The organism is Paenibacillus sp. MAH-35 (assembly GCF_058135425.1).
Genome location: NZ_JBYUPU010000010.1, coordinates 140370 through 158969, shown reverse-complemented (window position 1 = coordinate 158969; position 18600 = coordinate 140370). Strand labels below are relative to the sequence as shown.

The window sequence follows — 18600 nt, the reverse complement described above, 5'->3', positions numbered from 1 at the left end:
ATGATAGAGAGATAATCTAGAGCGCGCCCCAATCGGCGAGAAGGGAAGGTAGACGAGGAGATGGAGCCGAAGACGGAATCATCGAACTTTATCAAAACCATTATTGCAGAAGACATGAAAGAGGGCCGGACCGCGCAAGTAGTCACCCGGTTTCCGCCCGAGCCGAACGGTTATTTGCATATCGGCCACGCGAAGGCGATCTGCCTGAACTTCGAGCTGGCCGACGAATTCGGCGGGAGGACGAACCTGCGCTTTGACGACACGAATCCGGTTAAGGAAGATACCGAATACGTCGACGGCATCCTGAACGATATTCGCTGGCTCGGCTTCGAATGGGAAGAGCTGCATTTCGCTTCCGACTACTTCGAAGAGACGTACAACCGGGCCGTCCTCCTCATCCGCAAAGGACTGGCCTACGTGGACGACCAGACGCCCGAGGAAATGAGGCTGGCTAGAGGGACGCTGACCGAGCCGGGCAAAGACAGCCCGTACCGGAACCGCTCCGTTGAAGAAAACCTCGACCTGTTCGCCCGGATGCGGGCCGGCGAGTTTCCGGACGGGGCGAGAGTGCTCCGCGCCAAGATCGATATGGCTTCGCCGAACATCAACATGCGCGACCCGGCGCTGTACCGGATCATCCATGCGCATCATCATAAAACCGGAGACGCTTGGTGCATCTACCCGATGTACGACTTCTCGCATCCGATCGGGGACGCGCTGGAGGGCATCACCCACTCACTGTGCTCGCTCGAATACGAGGACCATCGTCCGCTGTACGACTGGGTCATCCGCGAATGCGAGATGGAGCACGTCTCCCGCCAGTACGAGTTCGCCCGGTTCAACATGACCAATACGATCATGAGCAAGCGTTATCTGAAAATGCTCGTCGATTCCAAAGTCGTCGATGGCTGGGACGATCCGCGGATGCCGACGATTACCGGATTGCGCAGACGCGGATATACGGCGGAAGCGATCCGCAGCTTCATGCGCGAGGTCGGTGTGGCCAAAGCCGTGTCTACGGTAGACTCGCAATTTCTCGATCATTTCCTGCGCGAGGATCTGAAGCTGAAGGCGCCCCGGACGATGGCGGTCATTCAGCCTTTGAAGGTCGTCATCACGAATTACCCGGAAGGCCAAGTGGAGATGCTGGACGCCGAGAACAATCCGGAGAATGAAGAGATGGGCACCCGGCAAATTCCGTTCTCCCGGGAAATCTGGATCGAGCGGGACGATTTTGCGGAAAATCCGCCGCCGAAGTACCACCGTCTGTTTCCGGGCAACGAGGTGCGTCTGAAGCACGCTTACTTCATCAAGTGCGAGGAAGTAATCAAGGACGCGGACGGAAACGTCGTCGAGATCCATTGTACGTACGATCCGGAGACGAAAAGCGGCAGCGGCTTTACCGGGCGCAAGGTGAAAGGAACGATTCATTGGGTCGACGCGACTAAGGGCATTCCGGCGGAGTTCCGGTTTTACGAGCCGCTTGCGCTGGACGAGAAGGTCGATGCCGATACGTTCCTGGAGCGTCTCAATCCGAACTCGCTGGAGGTTCTCGGCGGCTTCGTTGAGCCGGATATGACTTCCGTGCAGCCGCAGGACAAGTTCCAATTTTTCCGCCACGGCTATTTCAACGTCGATTCCAAGCATTCCGCTCCGGGTAAGCCGGTGTTCAACCGCATCGTGTCACTGAAAAGCTCGTACGATCCGGGCGCGAAATAAAGCAGAACCAAGAAAGAGCCTTCCGATGCCACTGACTGTGTGGCGGGAGGCTCTTATTTGCTTGCACGCGAAGTTTACCGCAAACAGCTTAATCCGTAGTCGCCGGAGGAAGAACGAGCCGGAGCAGCATCAGCACATCGTACCGGTCAAAGCCGGGCAAGCCGTTCACGTCCGGGTAGCCTGAAGTAATCGTCCCGATCAGATCGTCGATATGAATGCCGTCGTCGTCTTCGTACGCGGCCCGCAATCCGTTCTCCTGAACGACCGGGATGTCCAGCTGGATCACTTGGTTCTCTTCGGCGTCCTCCAAGGCTCCGGGCAGAATGCTGACCGTGAACGGACTGCCTGCCGCAACCGGTTGTGCCAGTGTGACGAACACATGATGAATCTCGCCGGGCCCCTCGCTGAAAGAAACCGATTGGACGGTTGTCTGCAGTCCGTTTAGTTTGATCGACTCCAGAGGGATCGGGCCCGTGTCGGTGTACAGCGCTTTTTTGGAATACAGCTCGATAGTCCTTCCGTCTCCTCTAAGCAAGGCATATCCGATCGGCTGTATCGCAGGAGCGCGGCGAATGGTAAAGGTATACGTGTCTTCGCCAAAACCGTCATCCGAAGCTGCCGTAATAAGCAGGCTCGCTCCCGGCTCGGATTCGGGGAGATGGATGATCATTTCCTGAATGAGAGGGCCGGTATCGGAATACGTGCTGTTCGTAACGGTATACGCCGCGCCGCTTACGGTCAGTTGCAAACGTCGATCGGCCACGACGAGGCGCAGCGGCAGCTCCGTCGCTCCGGAAGGCGCGATCCAGTCGTACGAGCCGTAGGGGCTGTCCGCTGAAGCCAGCAGCTCGCCAACTGACGAGGAGGCATGAAACGGCCGGGAAATCGTGACGTTGTCGATCTCCTGCGTACTGACCGCATCGCCGGTACTGGCGGAGAAGCCGATTCCGCTAAACCGTCCGTCCAGCTGGCCGGAGTAATCGATCACCGGATTGCCGTTCCAGACGACCTTCACGCCGTCATTTCTGACTTGAATCGTGACATCGTGCCACTGATCCAAAGCGATATATGCCTGATCTATATAGGCTAAACGGGGAGACGATTGTTCAGGGTCGCAGCAATGCACCGGGGTGTTGTGGAACAACGAGACGTTGGGACTATACTCGGCATGCTCGTAATTGGCCCAGGTATCGAATTCGACCCCGTATCCGCTGCCCACCTCGAATCCCATCCCTCCGCCTTTGACCGGAAATTCGTTTTTCTCCTTGTTGAACATGAAGACGATTCCGTCGGCCGTTCCGTACGGGGACGGTTCAGTAATCCGGAACTGAAACGATACGTCATAGGGCGGGGCGATGTTTTGCCGCAACCAGATCGTTCCGACCTGATCCTGAAGCGAGGACGTCAGCCGCATGCTGCCATTGACTAACGCAGACGCGCCCAACATGCTCCACAATCCCGATTCCGATTCGAACCTGTCCTCGATCCATAATTCGCTCCCGGAGCTTGCGGGACTTTCCGCATATACCGGCACTCCTGCCCACCCGATTCCGATACATGCCGCAAGCAATAACCGGAGCCACACACTTCCCGATTTGACCAAGCCGTTCTCCTCCTACTACCGAATCCAATACTATTCCTAAATTTATTATACTTGCTTCCTATAAGGGGGGGAAGAATTCCGTGGTATAATATTGTCGGAATGGGTATTGTTTGCGTGGGAGAGGGACAACGATTATGCTGTTTGTGCTTATAGCCTTATGGAGCGTAGCTGTCGTGCTGCTCATATCGGACTTTAAGAAAAGCTCGATCCGCTGGCTCAGCGGCGTTGCTTTTTGCGGCGGCTCGGGGGCCTTGTCGGCTTTGCTCGGGGATACGTTGATACCGCTGGCCCTGGCGAGAGAGGCGGGGACCGGACTTTTGGATGTGATGGAGGGGCTGCGCAAGCTGTTCTCGCTGCTCCAATATTACGGATTGCCTTATACGTTCGTTTTGTTCGCGGTAAGCTACAACCCGCCGGCCTGGCTGAACCGGCGCCGCAAAATGTGGCTGGCGCTTGCGTTACTGCTGCCAATAGCGCTTACAATACTGCTTATCCGTCCGATTCACCCGATTCCGTTCCGGCTGACGGCCGCATGGGCGCTTCCGTACGCCGCAGTCGGCTCGCTGTGGATCGTCTTCATGCGGCAGACGCATGCAACGACGAAGCTGAGCGACCGGCTGACGATTCTTGCGATCGTCCCCGCGGTATTGCTCTGTGCGGTGATGAACTATGTGCTTCCAAGCTTCGGTCTTTTTGAAATGTGGCGGTACAATACTTGGATTATCGCATTTGCGGTGCTTGTGTTTACGATAGCGATATTCAATTACGGGTTTCTGGGCGTCCGCGTCCTGATCCAGACCCGCAAGCTGGATGTGTCCATCCGCGCCGTAACGTCGGGAACCGCCGTATTGAACCACGCGATCAAGAACGATGTCGGCAAAATGAAGCTGTTCGGCGAGAAAATACGCGCCTACGCGGAGCGGACGGATCAGCCCGAGCTGGCCGCCGATATTAACGTCGTGCTTGCGGCATCCCGGCACGTGCAGGAGATGATCGCCCGCGTGCAGGACCAGACGCAGGAGCTGGCGCTCCGGCCGGGACGGCACCGTCCGCTCGATATACTGGAGGCGCTCCGCGATCAGCTCGATACAGGCAATTCGAACGTCCGTATCCACCTCGAGGTTCCGGCGGACCTGGAGCTGCTGTGCGACCGCGCGCAGACGGTGGAGACCTGGAACAATGTGCTCTCCAACGCGATCGAGGCGATGCCGGGAGGCGGGGACATCTTTGTGAAAGCATACGAGACGAAGCACCACACGGTGTTCGAGATCAAAGATACGGGACCGGGTATGGATAAAAAGCTGCTCAGCCAGGTAATGGAGCCGTTTTTTACGACGAAGGGAGAACGCCGAATGAATTTCGGACTGGGGCTTTCGTATTGCTACCAGGTGATGCGCAAGCACGGCGGCACGTTTGATCTATACAGCCAGCCGGGGAAAGGCGTTACGGCGGTTATGCGGTTTCCGAAGAAGAAACAAAGGGGCGGAAGACGATGAACGACATACGCGTACTCATCATCGAAGACGATCCGGATTGGCTCCGCGGGCTGACCGCTTATCTGGAAGCTCAGCCGGGCCTGCAGATCGCGGGCAGCGCGGATACGGTTGAAGATGCTGCCAAGGCGATCCGCGAGCTCGAATACGACGTCGTGCTGATGGATATTATGCTGGCGGACGAGGTGGCGGGCATCAATCTGGCTCAGGAAGTGCTGATGAGCGGGAATAATGCGAGAGTGCTCATGCTGACCTCGATGGAGCTGAAGGAGCTGATGTTCGACGCGTTCCGCGCGGGAGCGGCCGATTATTTGATCAAATCGGACTTTGAACGGATTCCGGACGCGATCCGCGACGCCTACCGGAACGAATCGCCGATTAGCGCGGCCGCAGCCGCACAGATGCGGGAAGAATTCCGGAGGCTGAAGCAGTTGGAAAAAACCTACGAACAGAAGGAACTGAAGGAAAAAATTACGCCTTCCGAGCTGCAGGTTCTCGAGATGATCGATAACGGCATGCCGCAATCGGCCATTGCCGACAAGCTGGTCGTCTCGATCCGGACGATCAAGGTGCATGTCGGCAATGTGCTGAAGAAGATGGGCGGCGGCAGCAGCAAAGATGCGGCCCGTAAAGCCCGTGATCTCGGGTTGTTCGAGAAGCGGGAGGACGGGAAGTAAAGCGTCAAGGAATCAGGGAATGGCCTTGCGTTGGGAAGCGGCTTAGGGCAAGCAGGAGGAGCCGACTGCAACCGGGGATTATCGGGCAGCTTGGCCGGTGACGCTCCAAGTTGCCCGCCATAGACAGGGAGGCAGGCAGGCGGGAGGGCGGGTTCTCAGATTTTCCGATCCGCGAGCGTTTCCGCTCTGGCCTGCACCTCCGCCAGCCCGTCGCGCACTTCGCCGATCGGCAGCCGTCCGGTTTCGAGTGCCTGCTCGTCCGTCTCCAGCAACCGCTCGTAGAAATGGCAGGCTTCGTCCAGCAGCCGGATATAGGCGGTACGGTCGAAGCCCGGGGCGGCATTCTCCGCTTCTTCCCGGGAGTCATCCAGCAGCTCGAACAAGACGTCTTCCGCATCCGCGTATCGTCCTGCAGAGCCGTAGTACGGCCAGAGCAGCTCCTTCGTACCGCGCGGGAGCTCGTAGCGGCTAAGCCGCTCAACCAGCTCCTCGATCTGGCCTTGCGTATCCCATCCTTCCACGTTCGGATGATCCTTGTGGGCAATCAGTGACAAATTCAGCGCCTTCAGATTCAGCCGGTACTCGTCGTCCGGCTTCTCCAGCATGCTGCACAGCTCGGCTTCTTCCTTAAGCAGGCCGGCGATCAAAAACATTTTCTCCGAAGCGGACTCTCCGTCCCGGCTGAGCAAATCAACGAGATCGCGCTCGGATAAAGCGCGGACGAGACCGGGATTGATCCCGAACAGCCGCTTGTACGTTTCCCCCACCAGCTCCATCGCTTCCTGCGGCTTAAGCTGCTTTTTCATGCCTAGTATGGCGCCGATCGAACTGCTGATCTGCTCGATCAGACGCATGATGTAATCGCGTTGAAACATCCCCTGCACACCCTCCTGCCCGTGAATATTCGTTTTATCGTCTACTATACGTTTTTACTATACCATACGTTTCCCCTTGGCCCGATTTCGGTTACACTATCGGTAAAGCCCGGCCGAGCTGCTTACGGTTTGCAGCCGAGCAATCCATCAAGAGGAGTGGATAGCCGATGATCATCGATATTTTTCAAGATAACGTATGTCCCTGGTGCCGGATCGGCAAGGCGAATTTATTTCGGGCGCTCGAAGAATATAGCGGGGAGCCAGTGACGATCCGCTGGCGGGCGTATATGCTCGATCCGAGCGTGCCGGAGGAAGGCCTTCCGTTTATGAGCACGATGAGGCAAAAGTACGGGAAGCAGTTTTCCAAAGAAGGGATGATCAGCCGGGTTGTCGAAGCGGGAGCCGCCGCAGGCGTGAAGTTCGATTTCGACAAGGTCGACATGATGCCGAATACGAAGCTCAGCCACCGTTTGATCGCGATCGCGCCGGATTCGACGAAGACGGACCTGGTTGAGGCGATCAACCGGGCGTATTTCGAAGAAGGCCGGGACATCGGCAGTCGCTCGGTGCTGCTGGAGATCGCCGAAGAGAACGGGCTTGCGTCTGCGGAACTGGGGGAACGACTGGATCGCGGAGAGGGAGAGCGGCAGGTGGAGGAGGACTTCGCCATGGCGAGAAAGATCGGCATATCTGGGGTTCCGTTTTTTATCGTGGGCGGGAAGTTCGGGCTGTCGGGAGCGCAGCCGCCGGAGTCGTTTCTTAAAGTGTTTCGGAGACTGGAGGAGCAGGCGGACAAGTAAGGGACTGCCCGGAAGCGGCGGAAACGCAAAAAAAGAGGCCCCGAGCCAGATGGTCTCGGGAGGCCTCTCTTTTTGTATGCCTGTATGGTTGTATAGTTTTATGCGAATAGGGTTAGTTAGCTGCGTCGGTAGTTACCACTGCATCGCCCGCGCGTCCCGTTCGAATTGCTCCAGCAGAATGTTAGCCCGCTCCACATCCTTTTTGTGAACGTACAGCTTAACGGTCGAATAATTCCCCCCGTTCAGGCTGTGCTGCGCGGTAATCCCAGCTTGCTCGGCGACTTCGGACTGAATCCGGCATTTGACGTTGTTCGATTTCAAATAAGCGCATTTTGTCTCCAACTCGTCGGTATTGCCTCCGCTGGAGGCGAGCACCGTCTTCCATCCCGCGCTGCGGACGGCAAACAATCCGATCACCAATAGGGCCGCTACAATCATAATCATCCATCCCATGCTCCTGCACCACCTTCAAAAAATTTGTCGGTACTGAAGTTCTGCCGGCTAACGATTACGGTCGTCCCCGCGTGCTTTTTGGCACGCCTGATTGGGCAGAGAGAGTGCTCCGATTGACCTCGGCGCCTTGTCGGATCGCATGCGGGCAGCGCCGGGGCGTTCTTGCACATGCCCTCTTACTTCCTCTTTAAACCGATCCCTGCCCTTTGAAACCGGGTCTGCCAAAAAAATCTTGCTGTCCTTGTGGTACAATAAGAGCAACAGCTTGTTTACTCGTCCGGAGCTTCGAGCGAGAGGGGGCGCCGGTTTAGGGAGTCAAGGAGAAGGTTATGATTCGAATCGGACTTACCGGTTGGGGCGATCACGAAGCGTTGTATCGGAACGGTACGGCGACGCCTGACAAACTGCGCGTGTACGGGAAGACGTTTCCGATCGTCGAGGTGGACAGTTCGTTTTACGCCATCCAGCCGGAGCGCAATTATGACAAATGGGCGCAGGAGACGCCTGCGCATTTTGGATTTATCGTGAAGGCGTATCAGGGGATGACCGGGCATCAGCGAGGCAAGCCGTCGCACGATTCGGAGGAGTCTATGTTCGCTGCTTTTCTGGCTTCTATTCGACCTTTGCGGGAAGCGGGGAAGCTGAAGGCGGTGCTGTTCCAGTATCCGCCCTGGTTCGATTGTACGCGGAAGCATGTCGAGACGCTGCGCCAAGCCAAGCAGCGGATGGGCGACGTACCGCTTGCGCTCGAATTCCGCAACCGCACCTGGTTTGAGCCGGAGATGCGAGAGCGTACGCTTGCGTTCATGGAGCGGGAGAGCTGGGCGCACAGCATCTGCGACGAACCTCAGGCGGGAATCGGCTCGGTGCCGATCGTGCTTGTACCTACCCATCCGGAGCTGACGGTCGTCCGGTTTCACGGGCGCAATACGGAGGGCTGGCACAGCAGCGGCGAACCGAATTGGCGGGATGTGCGCTATTTGTACCGTTATAACCGGGAGGAGCTTGCGGATTGGGTGGAGCGTCTGCGTTTGTTGCAGGAGGGAACCAAGGAGATATGCGTGCTGTTCAACAACAACTCCGGCGGGGACGCGGCATCGAACGCTATGGAGCTGGCGCAGCTGCTGGGACTGGACTACCCGGAGCTTCCAACCCCTCCGGTGCAGCTGGACTTGTTTGGGGAGTAGGCTGTGGCTATGGGCTTTCGGCGCTTGGTCAAGTGTAGTCGGTTATTGTTATGAGCGCAGCATAGGATTAGTTCTTGTGCATAAAACATAGTGCTTAGCATGTTAGCACAGAGTATAGAGTACAGAGCGCAGGGCACAGAGCGCAGAACACAGAACACAGAGCGCAGAACACAGAGCGCAGAACACAGAACACAGAGCACAGAGCACAGAGCGCAGAACACAGAACACAGAGCACAGAGCGCAGAACACAGAACACAGAACACAGAACACAGAGCACAGAACACAGAACACAGAACACAGAACACAGAACACAGAACACAGAGCACAGAACACAGAACACAGAACACAGAGCACAGAGCACAGAACACAGAACACAGAACACAGAGCACAAAACACAAAACACAAAACACAGAATACACGCTCAACACACACAACGCGTACCACGTTAACACATAGTACATATTGTAGCCTGGACCGGTAGGATTAAAGCCGATCGTGCGGAGCGATGCGAAGACCCGCATCGCGTCCATGTGCAGTCAGTCTCCTTATATGGCACGCCTATAAGAGGTTTTTGAGACCGCTATTTCGTGAAAAACCGGCCGGTCCAGCAAAATAGAGGATGTTTGAAGCTTTTATTATCGGCGAAAGATCGGATATTGCATGATTGCCCCGATTTAGCGGCTCCAAACATCTCTTATTTTCCCCAATCCAGCGATCTGATGGAGAATAAGAGTCTCTAAAGACTCTAACGATCGCTAGCTGTAGCTCTGACCCGCACCGCTCGGCCAAGCTCCGGGTAGGCCCTCCTTGTCCGCCATTCGAGAGGGGCGCTCGCTGACACGGTACCGCAGGTGGCGGCCTGCCGACTGGCCGCAGGCAGGAGCAAGCCGGAGAGCGGCAAACTGCATGCCGTTTGGCGAGCCGCGCTCACCAGCCGCGCTCACCAGCTATAGCCTCCCGCACCCGCAGCCACCCTGCCTGTTCAGTACTCCGTCTTAATCGTCGACTGGCGCCACAGCTCGAACGGATTTGCCGCCAACGGATCGGGCTCCAGCCGGATCATCGGAAGCCGGCGCTCTTCGAGCGGCTTGGCGATCTCTTCGTAGATCAGGTTGTCGTCGAATCCGGCTTCGGCCGCATCGGCCCGGTCCAGGGCGTAGTAGACGGCGCGCACCCTCGCCCAGTACAGGGCGCCGAGGCACATCGGACACGGCTCGCAGCTCGTATACACTTCGCAGCCGGTTAGCCGGAAATCGCCCAGGCTGCGGCACGCGTCCCGGATCGCCTGCACCTCGGCATGGGCCGTCGGATCGTTCGCCGAGGTCACCTCGTTGGCTCCGCGGCCGATGATCCGCCCGTCCTTGACGACGACGGCCCCGAACGGTCCTCCCCGCTCTCCTTGCGCATTGCCGCACGCCAGCGATAACGCCTCCTTCATAAATGCTGCCTCCGTTTTGTCCATAGCCCCCAACCTCCGTTACCTTCAATAAAGGTTCTTCTATTTACCCTATGATCCGCCAACGGTAACATGACTTATGCACGGACCGATTCCTTTCTCCGGGAGCTGAAGCCGAAGACGACCTGACCGCAAACGAAAAACGAAAAAACGAAAAAACGAAAAAACGAAAAAAACGAAAAAAACGAAAAAAACGAAAAAAACGAAAAAAACGAAAAAAACGAAAAAACGAAAAAAACCTTCACCCCGATCGGGGGTGAAGGCGCAGGGAGCGTCCCGCGTGTGCTGTTCAAGCTTTCATCTTAGCGAAAGCATCACGGGGATGCAGGAACGAGGTGGGCACGGACGCCAATTTCTTGAACACGATGTCGCCCTTCAACACGGAAGGCCCGCTCGTATATACCGCTTCCCGTTCTTCTTCGATCCTTTTTTTGGCGCGGACCGCCTTCTCCGTACCGTTTGGCCGTTTTGTCATCGTACTCACACCCTTTCCAGAAATAGTGCCAGGATGCCGAGCAGCACCTGGTTTTTATAAGTAACCTCGTCAAGCACCATCCGGGAGTTGAAAGCGCTCCGGCTTTGCTTCTCCAGGAAGCAGTGCAAAGTGACGATGTAATGCTTCGAAATGGGTATGCAAATAATATATTCACGAAACCCGAGTTTCTCAACTTCAAATAATTCTGTTTTTCCGCTTATATACGTCTGGCACACATAACTCGTCGTATCGCCTACCCCGAACGACTCCTTGCCGCCCACATTGCCTGCGCTGCCCAGCTTGACCAGACGTTCGCCGTCGGCCGACAGCTTGTACAGCGTTGCCCCGGTCACCTGACTGAGCTGGATCTGCACCAGATGGTTGCGGATTTCTCCGGTCTGCAGCTCCTGGATGAAGACCGACAGCACTCTCGCGTAATCGGGAGAGGCGTGCTGGCTGTTCTCCATCAGCGACACGAAGAACCGGTTAGCGCTCTCATAAACCTTGCTTGTCCTCATTATATCATGAACGTCGAGCGGATTCAGTCCGGTACGTACATAATTTTTGAGTAAAATCGACAATTGGGCCCGGATATAGCCGAAAGCGTCATCGGCATTGTCGAACGGCTTGACGTTGCGGGCAAAATGGCTCGACACTTCGTCGATAAACTGCTTCAGCTGCGGCTCCAGCGAAGGGGAGTCGTCCTGATATAAGATCCAGATCCGATTCATCACGATGACGAGCACCGGCTTGCGCGCCGCGAGGGCATGCCGGTATTCCGCATGCGTAATGCTGATGCCCCATTCCGATACGAGGCTTCCGTAGCGCTCCCCGATGACAAGAACGTAAACGTCCGATTTATCGATTTCTTCGAGACAGCTCTCTATAATATTGCCGGACCCGGTGAAATTAAATTCGATCGATTCCGAGGCTACGGCCTTGTGACCGAGCTTCGATTCGATTTGTCCGGCCAGGCTGGCCCGGACGAAATGCAAGTCGCGTATAGTCGAGCTGATGAAAATGCGCAGCAAAGCGATCCCTCCCACCTGATTACATCAATTTGACGAAGAGGGTGTTTTTTCCTGCTTGCGGATCTAGTGCGGGATTCCCATTTTGGGTATAAAACCGGCCCGGACTCGTCATAGTAAGGACGTAAACCCGCATCAGAAGCAACTGATTTCAACCCGAACGGAGGAGACTTGCATGAGCAAAACCAGATACGATACGAGTCTGCAATCGCAAAATCCGATCTCGCAGGCGCAAAACTCGGTAGAAACGGTACATAACGCCGTGTCCCAGGCGCAGTCGCATCCGAATGAGCAGACCATCTCGCAAGCGGAAAATGCGATCGCCAAAGCCGAGCGCGCGATCGACCAGGCCGGTTTAAGCCTGAATCAGGCTCCGGTCGAGCTGGCCGAGGAGATGCTGGCCCAAGAGAAGCAGGAGCTCAGCGCCTTGCGTAACAGCGAGCAGGCGAATTCCGAACGGTAGGATGCCAGAGTAAACCCGCAGGACGAACTTGCCGCGAGTAGCGGCCGGCTTCCGTCACAGACCGGCAGCCGCGCGCGGCCCGCTAGCGCCGGAACCTCGCAGTCCCGTACAAGTCAGGCTTTGCCTGTGTATGCGGATTGCCGGTTCCGGCGTTTTTGGCGTGTCCGGATAAACGGGACGGCGGGGGATACTGGAAAAGGTGTAATAACTTTGCGCAAAACATGGAAAAGTAAGTAGAACCGAAGCAAGGATGCGGGTGAAGTTTCCGGGAAGGAGAGGAATAACATGGGCCGGAAAAATAAGCGCGGCTCTTCGTCCGGAGAGCCTCTTCAAGACGAGCTGTACATTGAGAATTTGAAAAAAGTGCGGCTTAGCGAAGGCGTAGAGGACAACGCGGACCGGCTGCACAAGATGATGGCCGAATGTTCGGATTTTGTCATCCGGGAATTCCAGATGGAGAACGGAGTTAAGACTCTTATCTTTTATGTGGACGGCATGTCCAACACAGAGCTTGTCGACCGGGTGATCGGCAGTCTGATGATCCGCAAGGGCGACCGGACGGAGCTGGACGAAGTGCTGAACCGGACGCTGCCGGTCTCGCAAATCTCCGAGTCGGATAATTTCGGCGACTGCATGCAGCGTGTGCTAAGCGGCGATGTCGGACTGATCGTGGACGGCAGCGGCAGAGCTCTGATTATGGGTCTCCGCGGGGCGGAGCACCGCAGCGTGACCGAGCCGGAGACGGAGTCGACCGTACGCGGTCCCCGCGAAGGGTTCACGGAGCTGCTGCGGACTAATACGACGCTGTTGAGGCGCAAGATCAAATCGCCGAGACTGAAAATGAAGCCGCTGATCGTCGGCAAGGAGACGAATACCGATATCGTCGTCTCTTACATTGACGGCTTGGCCGACCCCGAGCTGGTTAAGGAGGTCGTCCGGCGGATCGAAGCGATCGATATGGACGGGGTGCTCGAATCCGGTTATTTGGAGGAAATGATTCAGGATCACGGCTATTCGCCATTTCCCCAGATTATGTACACGGAACGTCCGGATACGGCGTCCGGAGCGCTGCTGGAAGGCCGCGTCGTCATCCTGACGGACGGCACGCCTTTCGCGCTCATCGTGCCGGTGACGATCTGGTCGTTTTTGCAGGCGAACGAAGATTACTACGAGCGGTTTCAGATTTCGTCGTTTCTCCGGTCGGTCCGCAGCTTGTTCATGTTCATTGCGCTGACGACGCCCGCCCTGTATATCGCTGTAACGACGTTCCACCAGGAGATGCTGCCGACGACGCTGCTGCTCAGTGTGGCGGCGGCCCGCGAAGCGATCCCGTTCCCGGCGGTGGTCGAGGCGCTGATCATGGAGCTGTCGTTCGAAGCGCTCCGGGAAGCGGGCGTCCGGCTGCCGAAGGCAGTCGGCCAAGCCGTCAGTATTCTGGGGGCGCTCGTAGTCGGTCAAGCGGCCGTAGAAGCCGGCATCGTATCGGCGCCGCTCGTCATAGTCGTATCGATCACAGGGATCGCTTCGTTCGCGATCCCGAAGTTCAACGCCGCGATCTCGGTCAGGCTGCTGCGGTTCCCGCTAATGCTGCTTGCTGCGGTGTTCGGCCTTTATGGCATCGTAATCGGGGGGATGATCATTATCGGGCATCTGGCGCGGCTACGATCGTTCGGAGTCCCTTATCTGGCCCCGGTCAGCCCGCTGACATTCTCGGACATGAAGGATACGTTCGTCCGCGTGCCCTGGTGGATGATGAAGCGCCGGCCGATGTCGCTTGACGTCCGGAATTTCAACCGGCTGGGCAAGGATAACGAGTCCGACAGCCGCAATATCGGGATTATGGGTAAAGAGCCGGAGATGACGAATGAAGACCAGGCTCCACATCACGGCAAGGCCAAGGAAGGGGAGCCGGATCGGAAATGAAGAAGCGAATGCCGCGCCGTCCGCGAGTCCGGATAGCCGCCTTGTTCCTTGTTTTGCTGCTAGCGACCGGCTGCTGGGACCGGACCGAAGTGAACGATATTGCGATTGTGATGGCCGCCGCTATCGATAAAGATAAGGAAGGCTATCGGGTAAGCGTCATGATTCCGCTCGTAGGCAACATGGGCGGAGCGACAGGCGGCGGAGGCGGAAGCGGCGGCGACCGTCCGTATACGATCGACTCCGACACGGGCCGCACGATACGAGAGGCAAGCGAGCGGATGCAAGCGCGAATGGCGCGCCGTTTATTTTACGGACACCGGAAGGTGCTGCTGATTGGAGAAGAGCTGGCGAAAGAGAACCTTCCCGATGCGCTGGACATTACGGCGCGGCTTGCGGAAAACCGTCTGACGAGCTTCATGGCCGTAACGAAAGGCAACGCCTATGAGATGCTGAACGCTGCGCCAAAGCTGGAGCGGTTTCCCGCCGAAGCATTACGGGAACTGCTGAAATCCGACGGAGTCATCAAGATCCAAGTGAAGGATGTGGCCCACCAGTTGAACGTGCAGGGCAAGGATGCCATCCTTCCCTACGTCGAGGTGGTTAAGAGCAAAGGCAGTTCCAAACCGAACGAGGAAATCCAGATTGGCGGATATGCCTATGCGCGCCAAGGGAAAATGATCGGGGTCGCCAGAGAAGACGAGGCTGTAGGCATCCGCTGGCTGAGCCGCAGCACGTTCAAGCCGTATCTTGAGACTGTGGAAACGGATCAAGGGCCCGTAAGCGTCACGATCCGCAGAGGCAAGTGCACGATCAAGCCGTACCTGTCGGACGGCATTCTCCATTATCGGATTGAGGTGGCGGGAGAAGGCACGATTCTGGAAGCGCTGGACAACAAGGAATACGAGCACAAAAATGCGGTGGAGCTGCTGGAGCAGCGGCTTGAAAGCAAGATTGCCGGAGAAATCAGGACGGTGGAGCGTCTCGCCAAGCAAAGGCAGGTCGATATTCCCGGTTTCGGTCTTCTGTTCAACCGGGCTTATCCGACTCTCTGGAAGCGCGAATGGAGCTCCAGATGGCCGGCTGCTCTGGAAGGCGCCCAGTATGAGGTGAAGGTTCATATCGTGATTAACAGGACCGGGATGTTCTCCAAGAACATCGGACTGAAGGAGCATCCGCATGAATGATTCTTTGTTTAAGCTTTTGATCCTGCTCGGAATTGCCGGGACCGTCGCAGCGGAATGGAAGCCGCTGCGTTCCATGCATGTTGCGGAACGTTGGCTGTACGGAGCGTTCACCGTCCTGAGCCTGGGGATGCTCGCGCTGTATTGGATGGGGGTTGACTGGCCGCTGCCTGCCCGGACGGTCACGAAGTATATCACGCCTTATATCGAGCAGTTCGTGAAGGGGGGACAAAGTTGAATACGGAGCGGATAAGCGGGTACCAGCTGTTCATGTTATGCAGCATTCTCTATATTAACGGCGGGATGATCAGTCTGTACAAGACATTGTCCGAGGTAGCGGGACCGGACGCCTGGTTCAACTTTATATTTTCGATGCTGTACGCGATCTTTATCGCGTTTTTGCTGTATAAGCTGTCGGCGGCGCATCCGGGCAAAAATATGTTCGAAATCAGCGAGAGCGTCTGCGGCAAATGGGGCGGCAAGTTGCTGAACATTCTCGTCATGCTGTATATTCTGCATTTGATTATCCGGGACCTGCGGATGTTCGGGGATTTCGTCGGTACAGCGGTTTTGCAGAGGACGCCGACGGAGTTCATTTACTTGTCCGCGATGCTGGTGCTGATGTATTACGCTACAGGCAATTTGGAGGAGTTTGCGCGTTCGGTCAACTTGTTTTTCCCGATTTTTATGATCAGCATCGTCATATTGCCGCTCCTGCTGGTCAACGAGACGGATTTGTCCAATCTGCTGCCCATCCTGTCGCAAGGGTCCGGGGTCATACTCAAAGGAGGCGTGCTCAGCACCGGATGGGCGGGCGATATTTTCATCTTCGGGGCGTTCCTCAATTACATCCGGAACAGCCGGCAATACTATGAATCGCTTAAGCTCGGGATCGTCGCCTCGGCGTTCGTACTGACGGGCATGATGCTTCTGTGTACGGCCATACTGGGACATACGATTACGGGACGGGCGATGTACCCGGCCTATACGATGATGCAGGAAATCAATATCACCGACTTCCTGGACCGGCTCGATGTCGTACTGATCGGATTCTGGATGCCGGCGTTTCTGATGAAAATCATTGTGATTTATTTCAGCTTTATGGCGGGGCTGTCGTCGATGCTGAATACCGGCAAGCTGCGGGGGATCAATATGATGAGCGGCTGGATGATTTTGCTGTTGACCCTGGTATCGTTCCGGAGCGTAATGGAAGTGTATCGGTTCGGCAACTACGCGGCAGTGCCCATTACGGTGTTCGTCCATTTTTGCTTTTTCGCCGTCGTGGGTTTGTGTTCGCTCTGGAAAACCCGCAAGAAGCGGGAACATGGCCGCCAGTCGCATCAACCGGATGAGGGCGCCGCGCCGCCCGGCAGAGGTGACGTGATCGGCTGGTGGCTGTCGCTGGCCGTCTGTATGGCCGGACTGTTCGGGGGAAGCGTGACGGGATCGTGGTTCAAACTATACGGTCAGCTCGGAGGGATCGTTTATTTTATCGCTTTTGTAGGTCTGTTCGTCTTCAGTATCCGTTTGTTTTGGCGGTGGAACCAGATCGTGCGTCACCCCTCCCCATCCTGATCATACGGGTTGCTGGTTTCTCTCGGTACCGTAGCATACGGCATCGACGGGGAAACGGGGAACGTCTTCGTTGAGCGTTCTTCCGCGTCTTGCGAACGCACCGCCGACGATCGTTCCGGAACTACGGGGCTGCATGATATAATGAGGGTTCCAGGCCAGCGTTTCCGCGCTTTCCGGGAATCCTCGTTTCTTTTTCACGATGAGAAGATGGCTTGAATCGGAGGGATAGCTATGAAGTGGGACATTACCGATGCGGATATGTCGCATACGAAAGAACACGGATTTGTGGGCAAAGTGTTATTTACTATTGAAGGACACCGGACCGATTATGAAGTGACGCTGCACAGCACCAAAGGAAAAGAGTGGAGCTACAGTCTGAACTTCGCCCGCGACTCCGGCATCGAGAAGGAGATTGAAGCCGCCGAGGCGCTTCTGGAGGAGGACGACGATTTTTTCGACGCTCTCGTGGAGGCGGCAAGAAGCAAGCTGCAGCAGCCGTAAGAGGCGGCAGTTCAGCAATAATAAAGCGGAGGACAGGACGATGACCATGTTTCGCGCGCTTTATGTAGAAAAGGAAGAGGGACGGTGCGTGTCCCGCGTCCGGACGATCACGGAGCACGAGCTGCCTCCCGGAGAGGTGACGGTTCGGGTCTCGTATTCGTCGGTAAACTACAAAGACGGCTTGGCCGTTCAGACAGACGGCAGAATCGTCAGCCGGTATCCGTTCGTTCCCGGGATCGATCTGTCCGGCACGGTCGTACGCTCCGCAGACCCCCGCTTTCTGGAGGGCGACCTTGTCCTTGCGACCGGCTACGGCCTCGGCGTCTCGCACTTCGGGGGCTACAGCGAGCTGGCCCGCGTGCCGGGCGACTGGCTCGTGCCGCTGCCGGAGGGGCTGAGCGCGCGCGAGGCGATGATTCTCGGCACGGCCGGATTTACGGCGGCGCTGTCGATCGAGCGGCTGCGGGAGCACGGCGTGCGGCCCGGCGAGGGCGGCCCGGTAGCCGTGACCGGCGCGACCGGCGGGGTAGGTAGCGCGGCCGTCCTGCTGCTGGCGGCCCTCAGCTACGAGGTTGCCGCAGGCACGGGCAAGCCGGACGCGGCCGGTTATTTGCGCGGCCTCGGCGCAGCCGACGTGCTCGGCCGCGAGGAGCTCGCGGGCGTTGCCGGCAAGCCGCTGCAGCAGGAGCGCTGGGCCGGCGCGGTCGACCCTGTCGGCGGTCCGGCGCTGGCCGGGCTGCTGGCCGCGGTGCGTTACGGGGGTGCGGTTGCTGTCAGCGGCCTGACCGGGGGAGCCGATGTCCCGGCTACCGTGTATCCGTTCATTCTCCGCGGCGTCAGCCTGCTCGGCATCGACTCCGTCCACTGTCCGCATGAGATGCGGACCCGGATCTGGGGCCGGCTGGCGCGGGAGTGGAAGCCGCCCGGCGGCTATGAGCCGCTTGTGGCGGGCGAGATCGGATTGGACGAGCTGCCCGTCTATTTGGAGACGATTTTGCGCGGCGGGATGTTGGGCCGTGCACTTGTGAATCTGGCGGATTAGCCGCCTTGCAGGGCAATGTCGCGGCATGATACGACAGGCTGCTTTTCTACCCGAAAAGCGGCCTTTTTGGGCTGTTTTCGCCCAGCCGTAATAACGGCTTGACTGCACTGCTTCGTCGAGCGATTTTTTGCCGATCTGCCCGCCGCTTT

The 18600-nt window shown here is 57.1% G+C and carries 19 protein-coding genes; 12 read left to right on the top strand and 7 right to left on the bottom strand.

Annotated features, from left to right (window positions below):
* Window positions 1-60: 60 nt before the first annotated feature.
* Window positions 61-1719 (top strand): glutamine--tRNA ligase/YqeY domain fusion protein, encoded by a 1659-nt coding sequence (locus AC3Y2E_RS13485; protein WP_379211024.1) that lies wholly within the window; start codon window positions 61-63, stop codon window positions 1717-1719.
* 88 nt (window positions 1720-1807) lie between these two features.
* Here AC3Y2E_RS13485 and AC3Y2E_RS13480 read toward each other — a convergent pair whose 3' ends face one another.
* Window positions 1808-3322, bottom strand: a complete 1515-nt coding sequence (locus AC3Y2E_RS13480; RefSeq protein WP_379211022.1) for a 3-keto-alpha-glucoside-1,2-lyase-like domain-containing protein — start codon at window positions 3320-3322, stop codon at window positions 1808-1810.
* Between the two features lie 134 nt (window positions 3323-3456).
* On the opposite strand from AC3Y2E_RS13480, the gene AC3Y2E_RS13475 reads away from it, so the two are divergent.
* Both AC3Y2E_RS13475 and AC3Y2E_RS13470 read left to right on the top strand, forming a co-directional pair.
* Window positions 3457-4818, top strand: coding sequence for a sensor histidine kinase (locus AC3Y2E_RS13475; RefSeq protein ID WP_379211020.1), 1362 nt, complete (start codon window positions 3457-3459; stop codon window positions 4816-4818).
* Entirely contained in the window at window positions 4815-5492 is a 678-nt protein-coding gene (locus AC3Y2E_RS13470) for a response regulator transcription factor (protein ID WP_379211018.1), read from the top strand. The genes AC3Y2E_RS13475 and AC3Y2E_RS13470 overlap by 4 nt, the downstream gene beginning before the upstream one ends.
* A 155-nt stretch (window positions 5493-5647) precedes the next feature.
* On the opposite strand, the gene AC3Y2E_RS13465 is transcribed toward AC3Y2E_RS13470, so the two are convergent.
* Window positions 5648-6367, bottom strand: coding sequence for a DUF6483 family protein (locus AC3Y2E_RS13465; RefSeq protein ID WP_379211016.1), 720 nt, complete (start codon window positions 6365-6367; stop codon window positions 5648-5650).
* A 167-nt stretch (window positions 6368-6534) separates the two neighbouring features.
* Between AC3Y2E_RS13465 and AC3Y2E_RS13460 the strand changes: the two genes are divergently transcribed.
* Entirely contained in the window at window positions 6535-7167 is a 633-nt protein-coding gene (locus tag AC3Y2E_RS13460) for a DsbA family oxidoreductase (RefSeq protein WP_379211014.1), read from the top strand.
* Between the two features lie 132 nt (window positions 7168-7299).
* Here AC3Y2E_RS13460 and AC3Y2E_RS13455 read toward each other — a convergent pair whose 3' ends face one another.
* The gene (locus tag AC3Y2E_RS13455; RefSeq protein WP_379211012.1) at window positions 7300-7620 is read right to left on the bottom strand and encodes a hypothetical protein; all 321 of its coding nucleotides are present in this window, start codon (window positions 7618-7620) and stop codon (window positions 7300-7302) included.
* 329 nt (window positions 7621-7949) lie between these two features.
* Between AC3Y2E_RS13455 and AC3Y2E_RS13450 the strand changes: the two genes are divergently transcribed.
* Window positions 7950-8807 carry a DUF72 domain-containing protein gene (locus AC3Y2E_RS13450; RefSeq protein ID WP_379211010.1) on the top strand — a complete coding sequence of 286 codons (858 nt, stop codon included), beginning with the start codon at window positions 7950-7952 and terminating at the stop codon, window positions 8805-8807.
* A gap of 755 nt (window positions 8808-9562) precedes the next feature.
* Here AC3Y2E_RS13450 and AC3Y2E_RS13445 read toward each other — a convergent pair.
* From AC3Y2E_RS13445 to AC3Y2E_RS13430, 4 genes are all read right to left on the bottom strand, one after another.
* Window positions 9563-9751, bottom strand: a complete 189-nt coding sequence (locus AC3Y2E_RS13445; RefSeq protein ID WP_379211008.1) for a hypothetical protein — start codon at window positions 9749-9751, stop codon at window positions 9563-9565.
* A 38-nt stretch (window positions 9752-9789) separates the two neighbouring features.
* Window positions 9790-10269, bottom strand: coding sequence for a nucleoside deaminase (locus AC3Y2E_RS13440; protein ID WP_379211006.1), 480 nt, complete (start codon window positions 10267-10269; stop codon window positions 9790-9792).
* Between the two features lie 283 nt (window positions 10270-10552).
* Window positions 10553-10738, bottom strand: coding sequence for a hypothetical protein (locus tag AC3Y2E_RS13435; protein ID WP_190923708.1), 186 nt, complete (start codon window positions 10736-10738; stop codon window positions 10553-10555).
* A 5-nt stretch (window positions 10739-10743) separates the two neighbouring features.
* Window positions 10744-11769, bottom strand: a complete 1026-nt coding sequence (locus tag AC3Y2E_RS13430) for a DUF4062 domain-containing protein (protein WP_379211004.1) — start codon at window positions 11767-11769, stop codon at window positions 10744-10746.
* A 172-nt stretch (window positions 11770-11941) separates the two neighbouring features.
* Between AC3Y2E_RS13430 and AC3Y2E_RS13425 the strand changes: the two genes are divergently transcribed.
* The 7 genes from AC3Y2E_RS13425 to AC3Y2E_RS13395 all read left to right on the top strand — a co-directional run bounded on the left by AC3Y2E_RS13425 (window position 11942) and on the right by AC3Y2E_RS13395 (window position 18451).
* Window positions 11942-12229: a hypothetical protein gene (locus AC3Y2E_RS13425; RefSeq protein WP_190923704.1), complete on the top strand. Its 288-nt coding sequence runs from the start codon at window positions 11942-11944 to the stop codon at window positions 12227-12229.
* A 285-nt stretch (window positions 12230-12514) separates the two neighbouring features.
* A complete protein-coding gene (locus AC3Y2E_RS13420) occupies window positions 12515-14152 on the top strand; it encodes a spore germination protein (protein ID WP_379211001.1) in 1638 nt (545 codons plus the stop codon).
* Window positions 14149-15336: a Ger(x)C family spore germination protein gene (locus tag AC3Y2E_RS13415; protein ID WP_379210999.1), complete on the top strand. Its 1188-nt coding sequence runs from the start codon at window positions 14149-14151 to the stop codon at window positions 15334-15336. Before AC3Y2E_RS13420 ends, AC3Y2E_RS13415 begins: the two co-directional genes overlap by 4 nt.
* Window positions 15329-15571: a hypothetical protein gene (locus AC3Y2E_RS13410; protein WP_379210997.1), complete on the top strand. Its 243-nt coding sequence runs from the start codon at window positions 15329-15331 to the stop codon at window positions 15569-15571. The genes AC3Y2E_RS13415 and AC3Y2E_RS13410 overlap by 8 nt, the downstream gene beginning before the upstream one ends.
* On the top strand, window positions 15568-16908 hold the full coding sequence (locus AC3Y2E_RS13405) for a GerAB/ArcD/ProY family transporter (RefSeq protein WP_379210995.1): 1341 nt from the start codon (window positions 15568-15570) through the stop codon (window positions 16906-16908). The genes AC3Y2E_RS13410 and AC3Y2E_RS13405 overlap by 4 nt, the downstream gene beginning before the upstream one ends.
* 231 nt (window positions 16909-17139) lie before the next feature.
* On the top strand, window positions 17140-17409 hold the full coding sequence (locus AC3Y2E_RS13400) for a hypothetical protein (protein WP_379210993.1): 270 nt from the start codon (window positions 17140-17142) through the stop codon (window positions 17407-17409).
* Window positions 17410-17449: 40 nt separating this feature from the next.
* Window positions 17450-18451, top strand: coding sequence for an acrylyl-CoA reductase family protein (locus tag AC3Y2E_RS13395; RefSeq protein ID WP_379210991.1), 1002 nt, complete (start codon window positions 17450-17452; stop codon window positions 18449-18451).
* The last annotated feature ends 149 nt before the right edge of the window (window positions 18452-18600 follow it).

Bases quoted from the DNA above. Each gene is read 5' to 3' on its own strand.
- AC3Y2E_RS13485 (WP_379211024.1), top strand. From the start codon at position 61: ATGGAGCCGAAGACGGAATCATCGAACTTTATCAAAACCATTATTGCA.
- AC3Y2E_RS13475 (WP_379211020.1), top strand. From the start codon at position 3,457: ATGCTGTTTGTGCTTATAGCCTTATGGAGCGTAGCTGTCGTGCTGCTC.
- AC3Y2E_RS13470 (WP_379211018.1), top strand. From the start codon at position 4,815: ATGAACGACATACGCGTACTCATCATCGAAGACGATCCGGATTGGCTC.
- AC3Y2E_RS13465 (WP_379211016.1), bottom strand. From the start codon at position 6,367: ATGTTTCAACGCGATTACATCATGCGTCTGATCGAGCAGATCAGCAGT.
- AC3Y2E_RS13460 (WP_379211014.1), top strand. From the start codon at position 6,535: ATGATCATCGATATTTTTCAAGATAACGTATGTCCCTGGTGCCGGATC.
- AC3Y2E_RS13455 (WP_379211012.1), bottom strand. From the start codon at position 7,620: ATGGGATGGATGATTATGATTGTAGCGGCCCTATTGGTGATCGGATTG.
- AC3Y2E_RS13450 (WP_379211010.1), top strand. From the start codon at position 7,950: ATGATTCGAATCGGACTTACCGGTTGGGGCGATCACGAAGCGTTGTAT.
- AC3Y2E_RS13440 (WP_379211006.1), bottom strand. From the start codon at position 10,269: ATGGACAAAACGGAGGCAGCATTTATGAAGGAGGCGTTATCGCTGGCG.
- AC3Y2E_RS13435 (WP_190923708.1), bottom strand. From the start codon at position 10,738: ATGACAAAACGGCCAAACGGTACGGAGAAGGCGGTCCGCGCCAAAAAA.
- AC3Y2E_RS13425 (WP_190923704.1), top strand. From the start codon at position 11,942: ATGAGCAAAACCAGATACGATACGAGTCTGCAATCGCAAAATCCGATC.
- AC3Y2E_RS13420 (WP_379211001.1), top strand. From the start codon at position 12,515: ATGGGCCGGAAAAATAAGCGCGGCTCTTCGTCCGGAGAGCCTCTTCAA.
- AC3Y2E_RS13415 (WP_379210999.1), top strand. From the start codon at position 14,149: ATGAAGAAGCGAATGCCGCGCCGTCCGCGAGTCCGGATAGCCGCCTTG.
- AC3Y2E_RS13410 (WP_379210997.1), top strand. From the start codon at position 15,329: ATGAATGATTCTTTGTTTAAGCTTTTGATCCTGCTCGGAATTGCCGGG.
- AC3Y2E_RS13400 (WP_379210993.1), top strand. From the start codon at position 17,140: ATGAAGTGGGACATTACCGATGCGGATATGTCGCATACGAAAGAACAC.
- AC3Y2E_RS13395 (WP_379210991.1), top strand. From the start codon at position 17,450: ATGACCATGTTTCGCGCGCTTTATGTAGAAAAGGAAGAGGGACGGTGC.